The following is an 11,890-nucleotide window of genomic DNA, read 5'->3' as shown; positions in this document are numbered from 1 at the left end:
ATAGTGGGGAAATTTTACTCTTTCCCCAGCGAGAATGTGATACCAAACGTATTTTGGAAACGAACGGGTTTACCCCATTTAATGGCGGGCGTCCAGTTGTTCATTAGTTTGATAAGGCGCATTGCTTCTTCGTCGCAACCCCCTCCAATGCCCTTGATGACCCGTACCGATTCGGGAATTACTTTCCCTTTTTCGTTGATGATAAAGCCTAGCCATACCTTTCCGCTGATTTTCTCTTTGGCGGCCTTATCGGGATATTTCATGTTGTTGGCAATGACATTGCTAATGCCTTTCAAACCAGAAGCATAAGTAGCAGGTACTTCCACATCGGGGGCAATAAACCCTTCAGTGAGGCTTTTGGCGTAGATGTCACTGCTATCGGCCAATACCCTCGCTTCGGCAGTGTAAGGCGATTGGGGATAGCCACTCACTTTACGAAAGAGTTCGCCTGCTCTTTGGAAGTCAAGCTGCTGATAACGTTGCTTGGCAAGCGTCCAATAGTTGGTCATTAGTGTAGCTTGCACGGTGCTATCTTTAGGGTTGATGTCCAATATTTTTTCATAAACGGCCATGGTTACTTTGGTGGCTTCAGCGTCCTTGGATAACTCCTGAATTGAGCGCCAATAGCCGAGGCATTTATCGCAGTTTTCGAGTTGCATTATTAAGTAGTCATCATTCTCATTACCAGGTACTTGTTTTGCCTTCTCGTACAGCTCTTTGGCTTGTTGGTACTTGCCTGCCAAAAAGAGTTTATCGGCTTGAACCTTATGGCCAGTGCTATCTTTGGGTGGGGTAGATTGCGCATGTAATGCGTTACTTATCAACAATGTTAGTATGGTCAGTAGCGTAAGAAATCTCATATTTCTGGGTTAGATAGTTTTGGGCAAAAATACCTTGATTTCTTAATTCTCTCACTATTTTTAATGTCGCTTTATGTCTTTTTTCTTTGAATTTTGACCTTTTTTGCGCTAAAAAGGGCTTTTTTGTTAAAATTAAGTTCAACTATTTTATTATTCTCTAAAACTAAGAATGGCGGCAAAATGCTCTATTTTCCTGCCAAATATTTGTTACGATACTCGATGGGGGTACAGCCTTTGATTTGTCGAAATTGCCGCGCAATGTTTTTACTGTCGGTGAGGCCCATATCGAGGGCAATTTCAAAAACTGTCATGTCGGTTTCAAGCAGTTTTTGGGTGAATTTTTCAATCCGTAAATTGAAAATATACTTATAAATCGGGTATCCCGTAATGTCTTGAAAACGTTGCTCTAACGCCCGCCGCGACAATGGCACTTGTTTTACCACATCATCGACTTGCAGGTTTTTGTCGATGTTTTGGTGGATAAACTTCAAAGATGAAGCGATGTACTTGTCGTTGGTGGCATAAATATCAGTGGATTGGCGCGTGATGACTTGCGTTGGTTTTACGTAAATGTCGTAAAAATCCGACGTGCCGTGCTCAATCATGTGGTGCAACAATTTGGCCGCATCGTAGCCACCTTTTTCGGTATCTTGGGCAATGCTCGAAAGCGGAGGATCCGAAAATTCACAAATCATTTCGTCGTTATCGACACCCAACACGGCCACTTCTTCGGGGATACGGATGTTGGCCAAGCGGCAGGCTTCCGTGATGTGCTGTCCTTGGTTGTCGTCGCAAGCCATGAGGGCAAGCGGTTTGGGAAGCGAATTGAGCCATTGGCTTAGCGGGCTGGGTTTGTAATACCACAGCTCACTCGACCGCGACATGGCGTGTTCAAAATAATGCACCTGGTAGCCCGCTTTTCGTACGCGTGCTTCAAAGCCTTCGGCCCGCTCGCGTGACCAAACGATGTCTTTGAAACCGTAAAAAGCAAAGTGTTTAAAACCTTTTCGGAGAAAATACTCAGCACCAAGGTGTCCCGCTTCGTAGTGGTCGCCCGTGATGTTGGGAATCTCTTTGAAACGTTCCTTGAAGTCTTGGGCAATGACGGGAATTCCCGCTTCCACGATTTTAGAAATCTTGGGGTCGTTGTATAACTGCCCAATGATGCCGTCGGCTTCCCATTCGAGCGCCCATTCCAAAATTCCGTCAATCCCAATCGTTTCGCGCTGAAACAGCGGCATTCGACAGAAAATCCACGGGCCGTGCTCTTTCGAGTACTTCGAAATTCCTTGAAGTAAGCCTTTGCTGTATTCTTCGGCAAAGTCGATGAGAAGGATAATTTTGTACATCTAGGAAAAAAGTTCTTTCCAACTTTTAATGGTGGCGTTGGTCACAAGGGGTTTTGCCCAAAAACCAATGCTCAAAATATATCCCAAAGTAATCATCAAAAACAACATCGCCAAACGTAGCCCCACCAATTCGGCCAAACCCCCAATGACAAGTGGTACCACCGCACCGCCCGCAATGCCCGAACACAGAATCCCCGAAAACGTTCCGTGGTGATAAGGAACGGAATTGAGGGCCAACGAGACGATAATCGACCACATCACCGAAGCAAAAAAACCACTCATTGGAAAGGCATACAAAGCCATTTCGAGCGGTCCAAATAAGCCCACCAACACCGAAACAATGGCTCCAACGGTGAAAAGCAGCAGTACTCGACGGCTATCGAAGAGTTTTAACAAAACAAGCCCTAAAATACAGCCAATGGTGAGCAAGCCCCAAAAATACGAAATCACCGAAGCACCTTCCGTCGCTGGGTCAACGTTGTGGTAGGTTTGCAGAAATTTTGACGTCCAGTTAGCAATGCCTTGCTCTGTACCGACGTACGCAAAAATTCCTAGAAAAAAGAGGTAAACGTAGCGGTTTTTGAGTAAGTCGTTGAAGGCGTTTTGGGTGTCAATCTTTTCGTCTTCTTTGAGTTCTACTTCGGGAAAATGTACCATTTTTACGATGATGACCATCAAAAGCGCTACCACCGCAAACACCCAATACAACGAAACCCATTTCAAGTCGGTGGGGACTATGTTGTTGAGCGTAGAAATAAGGACGTTTGTTTCTTGGCCAGAGTGAACATTCAGTACTAAATAACTGTAAAGCATGGGACTCAAAAACGAAGCGCCGCCAAAAAACAACTGCGCCATCACGGAGTTGAAGGCAAAATTTGCTTCACCTCCTGCCACGCGAAGCAGGGGGTTAATTACCACTTGAAGCATGGCCATGCCGATGCCGATGATAAAAAGTGATAGGAGCGATACGGTAAACGTAGGAACTAGCGCAAATAACAACGCCCCACCAAATGCCAACAAAAAAGCCCAGAAAAGCACCTTTTTCTCGCGATATTTTTCGACCAATATCCCCGAAGGAATGGAGGCTACGCCGTAGGCTACAAAAAAGGCAAATGGTAAAAAACCCGCCAAGCCGATACTCAAGTTGAAACTATCGACAATGTCGGGGATAATAGGCCCAAGAATATTACTCAAAAATGATATAACGAAGAAGATAACGAAAATGAGAATAACAATAAAGGTGTTTCTTTTCATGTGGTTTTGGGTTTTGGATTTGGTCGGGTTGTGAGTAACCCTGTGCACATTGTATTCGTCACTCAATCTTACCTTAAACTACTCACTGTCACCTTGCTATCCTGAGATACCAATGCCGCGGCACCTAAGAGGGCGATGTCGTCGTTTTGAGATTGGAGGATTTTGATTCTTTTGAGGGTTTCGGGATAGGCAAAATCCTCAAGCGCTTTGCGCATTCCTCCTTCAAAAAACGAGTAAGCTTTGGCAATAGAACCACCCAATACAATGGCTTCGGGGTCGTAGGTGTACATGGCAGCTTTGATGGCAAAACCCAAATGTACACCAAATTCTTGCCATAAACGAAGGGCTTTTTTGTCGCCATCGAGTGCGGCGTTGCTCACGAGTAGTGCCGTAGTGCCGTGAATGGCTTCAAAGAAGTTACTCCCTGCGTAGTATTCGAGGTTGTGCTCGCGGTAAGGCAAAAGACCGATTTCGCCCGCGCCGCAGTTGCTGCCGTTGTATAGCTGATTGTCGATGATAATGCCTGACCCTAAGCCAGTTCCGATGGTCATTCCAACCACAGAATTGTATTGTTGGGCAACGCCATAACGGTGTTCGCCAAGGCTAAAACAGTTGGCATCGTTGTTGACATAGACGGGTATGTTAAATTCTTCTTCCAAAATATCACGTAACGCTACTTTTTCCCACGAAGGGATATTGGCTACGTTATAAACAATGCCTTTTTCGACATCGACGACTGAGGGGACACCAATCCCAATGCTTCCAATGGGATGTTGGGTGAGGGGACGTATCAGGTCAAACAACTGCTCTAAAGTAGCCGACATGGACTCCTTCTCTTGGAGGAAAACCGTGTTTTGGTGGATAATTTCTCCGTTAAACTCGATTCCTGCTTTTACTTTGGTTCCTCCTAAATCTACTCCTATTTTCATTGGTGCTACTTTTTTAAGTGTTAACGTTGCGTACTTGTCTGAGTGGACGCGTGGTGGGTAACTATAAATTACAAATGATGAATTACGAATGGGTTACTTTACTTCGACGGTGCGGCTTGCTTTGCCTGCGGCGTCAAATGCTTTAAGCTTGATTGAGCCTGTTACTTGGACAGGGGCGGTGTATTCGGGTGACTTATCGGTGGGCTCGCTGCCGTCGGTGGTGTAGCGTATCCGAAGCCCAGGATAAGCGATATTGGCCTTCAATGTTCCATTTTCTACTACCGCCCCTGGTAGCGGAATGCGGTAGTTGTAACCACCGTTGAGGTAGCTAAGGCGAGGTAGGTCTTTTTGGGCGAGGGTATTTACAAAAATATTCCAGCTTGCCTGAATCGCTTTTTCGCGGGCGGTGCGGTCGGCTATGTTTTCCCAAGGGCGCTCGGCGCTCCACGCACTTTCGGCAAAACCCATCAACTTGGGTAAAGTATAGTATTCGAGCATGTCACGGCCTTTGATGGTTTCGCTCCACAATTGACATTCTACGCCAACGATATTTTTTCGGGCTTCGGGTCGTAAACGCTCTACGTTATTGAATACCAACGGCTTGCCAAAATTATTGGTATAAGTAGTTTTAAACATGTCGTACGGGGCAAACGTGTAGTTGTCGCGGGTATCGACAAAGCCAGCCCAGTAAAGACCAGGTTCTTGCGACTCATTGTTGTAGGCCAAATCGAAGTAAAAATTGGTAACGTTGCACAACACTACAGGGTAGCCTGCATTGGCCAAACGATAACCCAAATCGGGGTCGTAGAGATTATTCCACACGTAAGGAATCACGTTTTTCCCCGCAAACTCAGGATTGACCTTGAGCGCACCGTCTTTGGTTTTTGTTAATCCTACTTCTTCCCAACCGTGCACTTGGAGGCCGCGTTTTTGTAAACGAGGCAACAAGCGGCGAATGAAATACGCGTGTAGGTTGTGGAACTCGCCGATGCTCGGGTCTTTTTTGAGCAGGTCTTGTGCCCAAGGTGACTTGGTCCACGCACCTCCTGCTACTTCGTCGCCCCCAATGTGGAAAATATCCAACGTAAGCCCCGCTTCTTTGTACATTTTAATGATTTCGTCGGTCACTTTTTCGTAGAATCGGTAGGTGGACTCTTGCGTCACATCCGTCACGTTGTCTTTGTAGCTTTGCGCCGATAAATAAACAGATTCGTCCTTGGGATCCACCAAGCGGTATTCGTTGGCTTCTTTCTCTTTGCCTTCTTTCATCAAACGTTGATAACGCGCCTCCATCGCTTTGATAGCCGCTCGGGCGTGGCCAGGTAAATTGACTTCAGGGATAACTTTGATGTGGCGAGCGTGGGCGTATTTCAAAATTTCAATAAAATCGGCTTTGGTATAAAACCCGCTTCCGTGTCTTCCTTTGCCATAAGCCTCAGGGCCAGAGCCGTAGCCTGGGTGTAAGGCGGCATCTTTGTACGACTTAACGTGCTGACGCTGACCACCTACTTGCGTAAGTTCAGGCAAGCCGTCGATTTCAACGCGCCAGCCTTCATCTTCTGTTAGGTAAAACAAAAAATGATTGAGTTTGTAAAACGCTAACACATCCAACTGACGAAGAATGGTTTCTTTGGTTTGGAAATTACGCCCGACATCAAGGTGCATACTGCGGAACGAAAAGCGAGGAGCGTCTTCGATTTGTAGGGCTTCCAACGAAATGGTGCCTGATTTTTGGGCTAAAGCCGACGTTGGAATGAGCGCAACAAGGCTTTGAGTGCCGTAAAACACGCCCGCTGCGTCGCTGCCAACGATGGAAATCCCTTGCGGACTTACACCTAGTTTGTAAGCTTCTTTGCTAATTCCTTTGATGGTCAAAGCGGTGGTAGTCAACGAAATGGTGTTGGGGGCGGGCGACGCATTTTTGGTTTTAAACTCGCTACCCGTCAGTTCTTTGAGGCGTTGTGCCAACAAATTGGCTTCGTTTTCAAGTCCTGCGGCGTAGTGGATAGGGGTGGATGAGGTCAATGAAAAAGAACCTTGCCCCGCCACCACACTGATGGGAGAGGGGATAATGCGTTGTAATTGGTTAGCAGCTACGGGACTTACTTGAAGGTTTTCGTTGTAGCGTGAGCTGGCCGTAATGATGGGGTCTTGGTCGTTGGGGCCGCGCAAAAGTTGTTCTTTACGCGTAAACGGCACAATCGCACATTTTTCTATCGGAACAATTTGTGATTCTTCGCCTTTGGCATCATAAAAGACAAAATATAACCCTAGTGGCGCATCAGTTTCTTTGATAACACTCTCGGTACCACGGTAGCTAATGGCAACTGAATCGCCAGGGGCAAGACGGAATCCTTTGTTAGGAGAAAGCTTGTACCAGTCGCCGTTTATGTGCTCCAATGTCGCGAGCTGGGGCGTAGGCGTGGGTGTGAGTGGGCGCGGAGCCATGTTCAAAAACAGTGCCCAAGCGCTATCGCCAAGGGTAAGTGAGCCATTGTTTTTGAAGTAAAATTTTGCTTCAAAAACGTCGTTAGGCCCTGCAAAATTATCGGTCAATTCCCACGAAATAGCAATGTTACTTGCCTGATCGAACGCTCCTTTTGACGCAGATTTGCAGCCACTGAGCCACCAAATAAAAATACATAAAACAGTGATAGACGAAATAGTACGCATAAATACCGAGGTTAAGTAGCCCTAATAGTACGCTGATGCGTATTAAAAATACCATTCTGGGTACAGTATTTTTAATTCTTTCTTTAACCGACACCAACTAAGATGTCTCTTTCAAGCTCCCGTCTTATTTCGCTCGACGCGCTTCGTGGGTTTACGGTGGCCGCCATGATTATGGTCAACTTCCCAGGTAGTAGCGACCACGTCTTTTTTACGCTTCGCCACACCGTTTGGAATGGGCTTTCGTTTACCGACTTGGTAGCGCCTATTTTTCTGTACGTCATTGGGGTGTCGATTGTTTTGGCCTACTCAAAAAAGAAGGACGGCGACAAAAAAGAGTTGTACAAGAAAATCGTGATTCGGTCGCTAAAAATCTACGCAGTAGGGATGTTTTTGAACCTGATGCCTGACTTTAATCTTGCCGAAGCCCGTTGGACGGGAACCCTTCACCGCATTGCGTTTGTGTTTTTGGGATGTGCCATGTTGTTTTTAAATACCAATTGGCGACAGCAGGCGTGGATAACTGCTAGTATTTTGGTAGGTTATTGGTTGGCCTTAACGCTCATTCCTACCCCAGGTGTAGGCAAAGTGATGCTCGAACCGGGCGTCAACATTGTGGCATGGTTTGACTCAAAGTTTTTGCCAGGAAAAATGTGGCAAGGCACGTGGGACCCTGAAAGCATTTTGAGTACGTTGCCTTCAATCGCTTCGGGTATCACGGGGATGTTGGCGGGACGCTTGCTAATCACTGATTTAAGTCCCAATTTGAAGGTCAATTACCTGATGACGGCGGGAGTAATTTCGTCGTTGCTAGGGTATTTTTGGGGACTGGGATTTCCTGTCAACGAAAACCTATGGACCAGCTCGTTTGTGTTGGTGACTTCTGGATTTGCGAGTTTGCTGCTGGGAGCGTTGTATTTCGCGGTCGATTTTTTGGGAAAAACCAAAGGAACGCAAGTGGGAATCATCTTTGGAGCTAATGCCATTTCGGTATATGTGCTTGGTGACATCTTGGCCTTGTTTTTTTACGGGACCAAACTCGGTGAAAAAACGCCGAATGAACACGCGGTCGATACCTTGGTGGGCATGGGAATGAGCCCGAACCTTGCTAGTTGGCTATACGCGTTGTTTTTTGTCGCCATCAACTTCATCCCTGCGTACTGGCTGTATCGAAAAAAGATTTTTATCAAATTGTAACAGGGTCAGACGGTAGTCAGACCTAAAGCATTTGATAGCAAACTAGCAAACGGTCTGACTGTCGTCTGACCTGCGTATAACATCAAGCCTATTTGGGTCAGACGATAGTCAGACCCCAAATCAGGTGATAGCAAACTAGCAAACGGTCTGACTGTCGTCTGACCTGCGTATAACATCAAGCCTATTTGGGTCAGACGATAGTCAGACCCAAATAACAAATTTTAAACATAAACGGTCTGACTACCCTCTGACCTCTGTGAAAATATGCGAAAACAACTCATTTGTCTCTGCCTTGCATTGTGGGGATTCCAAGCCCCAGCAGAGGCGCAAAAAGTAAAGTTCGGTGCGCTTTCGGACGTACACGTTCCGACGATGCACGATGCCAAAGAACGCTTGACGGCCTTTGTGGACAGTATGAAAACGGCCAAACCCGATTTTGTCGTTGACTTGGGCGATTTCGGAACCCCCGCGCCCAAGTATGCCTACGGTTTTGAGATTTGGAATAGTTTCGCAGGACCAAAATACCACGTCATTGGTAACCACGAAATGGACGGTGGATTTTCGCTGAAACAGGCGTTGGAGTACCGAAAAATGACTTCGTCGTATTATTCGTTTGAGCAAAAAGGATTCAATTTTATCGTCCTAGACGGCAACGACAAAAAATCGCCTGACGTGAAAGGCTACCAAGAGCACTTGAACCCGCCGCAAATAGCGTGGCTACGCGACGAACTCGCCAAAGCCAAAGGCCCGATTGTGATTTTCTCGCATCAAGGTTTGGGAAAAGACGGGGTTGACAATGCCGAAGAAATTCGACAAATTCTTGAAAACCACAATGCAAAGGCGAAAAAGAACAAAGTGATTGCCAATTTCTACGGCCACATTCACTACGACCGCGCCGATAACATCAACGGAATCTGGTACGTTTGCATCAACTCTATGTCTTACAAATGGCTTGGGGAAGAGTACGGTCGCGTTCGTTACAGCGAGGAAGTCGATAAAAATTTCAAATGGATAAAATACACTGCTCCTTACCGCGACCCGCTGTTTACAGTGATTGAAATTTCTAAAAAAGGCAAAATTACTATGTCAGGGAAGAAGTCGCAGTGGGTCGGCCCTTCGCCCAAAGAAGTAGGATTCCCGCAGGACAATAAAGACTACGATGTGCCTGAAATTCGCCCCAAAGTGTTAAAATTTTGACGGGTAAAAGCTCTTTTTTATGACAAGATTGACACTATTATTGATAGCTTTTTTGACGGCGTTTATGGGTTTGGCAAAACCCATTGACCTCACGAATGCGCGCATCTATACTTCTATTTCGGACAAACAAGTACTGCGCCGAAGCGTTGAAGTACTTCAAGAAGAGGTACAAAAACGAACCCAAGTAACGTGGGAAGTAACGGATAAACTACCAACCACTGCTACGCCGCTGGTGGTGATTGCACTGGAAAAAGAGGTAAAAAACTTGCCAGTATCATGGCAAAAGGAGGTACTAAAACTGCCCACTCTCTCAGCCGAAGGGTTTAAATTGGTGGTGATTCCCGCATCGCAAGCTGTGTTGATAGTGGGTAAAGATGCGCGCGGTGTTTTGTACGGAGTCGGGCGTTTGCTCCGAAAATTAGCCATGTACCCCCAAAAAATAACCATCGACGAGGAGGTACAACTAGCCACGAGTCCGCGCTATCCCGTGAGGGGACATCAGCTGGGCTACCGACCTAAAACCAATGCCTATGACGCCTTTTCGGTGGCACAATTTGACCAATACATTCGTGAGCTTGCCCTTTTTGGAGCCAATAGCATCGAACTTGTTCCGCCTCGCACCGATGATGACGTGAAAAGTGGGCACATGAAACTGCCTGCCATGGATATGATTCGGGAGCAATCGCGGATTTGTAAAGAGTATGGACTGGACGTTTGGATGTGGTACCCCAACATGGGGTCAAACTATACCCATCCCGATTCCATTCAAAGCGAACTTGACGAGCGTCATAAAGTGTTTTCGGCCATTCCAAAGCTCGATCACGTCTTTGTGCCAGGGGGCGACCCAGGCGATTTAGAACCCGATATTATGTTTGCGTGGCTTCAAAAAATGTCGGTGGTTTTGAAAAAATACCATCCCAAAGCCAAAATATGGGTGTCGCCGCAGGTATTCAAACCTAGTAAAAAGTGGTTCGATTCGTTTTTTGCTCAGGTTAATCGAGTGTATCCGTGGTTTGGCGGAGTGGTGTTTGGGCCGTGGGTAAAAATGCCCGTGCAAGAAATTCGTCGCATTACCAAAGCGTCGATTCCGATTCGACATTACCCCGATATTACCCACAATTACAGTTCTCAATACCCCGTTCCTCATTGGGATTTGGTTTTTGCGCAAACCCTTGGTCGTGAAAGTATTAACCCTCGCCCGCACGACGAAAAAACAATTCACAATGCCTTGGACGAATACGGCGTTGGGAGCATCAGCTACTCAGAAGGTACCAACGACGACGTGAATAAATTTGTGTGGAGCGACCAAGATTGGAATCCCGAAACGCCCGTCATTGAGACGCTTCGCGATTATGCGCGTTTGTTTGTCGGAATGGATTACCAAGAAACAGTAGCACAGGGGCTTATTTCACTCGAAAATACGTTTCGTGGGCCGTTATTGACCAACGAGTCGGTGGAAAGAACCCTGATGCAATGGCAAGCCATGGAGCAGAAGGCATCGTTGGCAGTTTTGCAAAATCCTCGTTTTCAAATGGGGCTGATTCGGGCGTATTATGATGCTTACACGCGCCGTCGGTTGTTGTACGAAAACGAATTGGAACAACAAGCAAAAGATGCACTACGAGGGGCGGTCAAAGGAAATTCTCTGATGGCGATTCAACAAGCCAAAACGACCCTGGAGCGTGCTTGGAAAGCCCCAGTTTTGCCCGAATACCGTCAAAAATGTATTGATTTGGCCGATTCTCTTTTCAAAAGTATTGGCGCACAGCTGACGGTTGAACGCCACGGGGCGGTGTCGGGACGTGGAAATTTTGTGGACAATATCGACCTACCCCTCAACGATTCGCCCTGGTTGTTGGACGAGTTGGGTAATATCGAAAAACTGAACAATGAAGCCGAACGTCAACAGAAAATCTACCAATTGCTCCACCGCACTGACCCAGGCGCGGGAGGTTTTTACGACCACTTTGGCTCGCCTGAAAGCTGGCATCGGGTAGTTTCGGACGTTTCGTGGGAGAAAGATCCAGGTAGTTTGCAGTCGCCGAGGGTAAGTTTTGGCGTTGGAATTGTAGGGGAAGAGTGGGTGGACGAAATCAGGGCAACAGGTTTTAAAGGACAAGTAACGCCAAGAGCGTGGATGAAGCAGGTAAAAACCTTGTACGAGGAGCCGTTAAAGATTGCTTACAACGAGCTAGACCCCAAGGCAACCTACCGAATGCGGATTTCTTACACGGGGCGTTTTCGGTCACGAATGAAACTAACGACGGATGATGGGGCAGTGATTCATGATTTTTTTCAAACGGGTGAAGAGCCTCTTTTTGAGTTTGATGTTCCCCAGAAATCCACTGCCGACGGGAAAGTAACGTTTATTTGGACGTGTGGCGAAGGTGGCCAAGGCCCGCAAGTGACCGAAATTTGGCTAATGAAGAAATGA

At 46.7% G+C, this 11,890-nt stretch carries 8 protein-coding genes; 3 read left to right on the top strand and 5 right to left on the bottom strand.

All coding sequences use genetic code 11. The features are described from left to right. Positions 1 to 14: 14 nt before the first annotated feature. The 5 genes from DTQ70_RS16945 to DTQ70_RS16925 all read right to left on the bottom strand — a co-directional run bounded on the left by DTQ70_RS16945 (position 15) and on the right by DTQ70_RS16925 (position 7,065). Positions 15 to 860: an energy transducer TonB gene (locus DTQ70_RS16945; protein WP_122931906.1), complete on the bottom strand. Its 846-nt coding sequence runs from the start codon at positions 858 to 860 to the stop codon at positions 15 to 17. A 185-nt stretch (positions 861 to 1,045) separates the two neighbouring features. After that, a complete protein-coding gene (locus DTQ70_RS16940; RefSeq protein ID WP_122931905.1) occupies positions 1,046 to 2,209 on the bottom strand; it encodes a DNA-binding transcriptional regulator in 1,164 nt (387 codons plus the stop codon). Then, a complete protein-coding gene (locus DTQ70_RS16935; protein WP_122934449.1) occupies positions 2,210 to 3,463 on the bottom strand; it encodes a sugar MFS transporter in 1,254 nt (417 codons plus the stop codon). Positions 3,464 to 3,531: 68 nt separating this feature from the next. Next, positions 3,532 to 4,392 (bottom strand): ROK family protein, encoded by an 861-nt coding sequence (locus tag DTQ70_RS16930; RefSeq protein ID WP_122931904.1) that lies wholly within the window; start codon positions 4,390 to 4,392, stop codon positions 3,532 to 3,534. Positions 4,393 to 4,485: 93 nt separating this feature from the next. Further along, on the bottom strand, positions 4,486 to 7,065 hold the full coding sequence (locus DTQ70_RS16925) for a family 20 glycosylhydrolase (protein WP_122931903.1): 2,580 nt from the start codon (positions 7,063 to 7,065) through the stop codon (positions 4,486 to 4,488). 102 nt (positions 7,066 to 7,167) lie between these two features. Between DTQ70_RS16925 and DTQ70_RS16920 the strand changes: the two genes are divergently transcribed. The 3 genes from DTQ70_RS16920 (at position 7,168) to DTQ70_RS16910 (ending at position 11,890) form a co-directional block, all read left to right on the top strand. Beyond that, the gene (locus tag DTQ70_RS16920) at positions 7,168 to 8,259 is read left to right on the top strand and encodes an acyltransferase family protein (RefSeq protein WP_122931902.1); all 1,092 of its coding nucleotides are present in this window, start codon (positions 7,168 to 7,170) and stop codon (positions 8,257 to 8,259) included. Between the two features lie 264 nt (positions 8,260 to 8,523). Next, positions 8,524 to 9,456, top strand: a complete 933-nt coding sequence (locus DTQ70_RS16915; RefSeq protein WP_122931901.1) for a metallophosphoesterase — start codon at positions 8,524 to 8,526, stop codon at positions 9,454 to 9,456. Positions 9,457 to 9,475: 19 nt separating this feature from the next. Continuing rightward, positions 9,476 to 11,890: a hypothetical protein gene (locus DTQ70_RS16910; protein ID WP_122931900.1), complete on the top strand. Its 2,415-nt coding sequence runs from the start codon at positions 9,476 to 9,478 to the stop codon at positions 11,888 to 11,890.

Source organism: Runella sp. SP2 (assembly GCF_003711225.1).
GTDB lineage: Bacteria > Bacteroidota > Bacteroidia > Cytophagales > Spirosomataceae > Runella.
Note: the sequence above shows the minus strand (reverse complement) of the source record. Positions and strands in the feature narration are given on the sequence as shown.

Excerpts from the sequence above, each read along its gene's own strand:
- DTQ70_RS16925 (WP_122931903.1), bottom strand. The coding sequence starts at position 7,065 with ATGCGTACTATTTCGTCTATCACTGTTTTATGTATTTTTATTTGGTGG.
- DTQ70_RS16930 (WP_122931904.1), bottom strand. The coding sequence starts at position 4,392 with ATGAAAATAGGAGTAGATTTAGGAGGAACCAAAGTAAAAGCAGGAATC.
- DTQ70_RS16935 (WP_122934449.1), bottom strand. The coding sequence starts at position 3,463 with ATGAAAAGAAACACCTTTATTGTTATTCTCATTTTCGTTATCTTCTTC.
- DTQ70_RS16910 (WP_122931900.1), top strand. The coding sequence starts at position 9,476 with ATGACAAGATTGACACTATTATTGATAGCTTTTTTGACGGCGTTTATG.
- DTQ70_RS16915 (WP_122931901.1), top strand. The coding sequence starts at position 8,524 with ATGCGAAAACAACTCATTTGTCTCTGCCTTGCATTGTGGGGATTCCAA.
- DTQ70_RS16945 (WP_122931906.1), bottom strand. The coding sequence starts at position 860 with ATGAGATTTCTTACGCTACTGACCATACTAACATTGTTGATAAGTAAC.
- DTQ70_RS16940 (WP_122931905.1), bottom strand. The coding sequence starts at position 2,209 with ATGTACAAAATTATCCTTCTCATCGACTTTGCCGAAGAATACAGCAAA.
- DTQ70_RS16920 (WP_122931902.1), top strand. The coding sequence starts at position 7,168 with ATGTCTCTTTCAAGCTCCCGTCTTATTTCGCTCGACGCGCTTCGTGGG.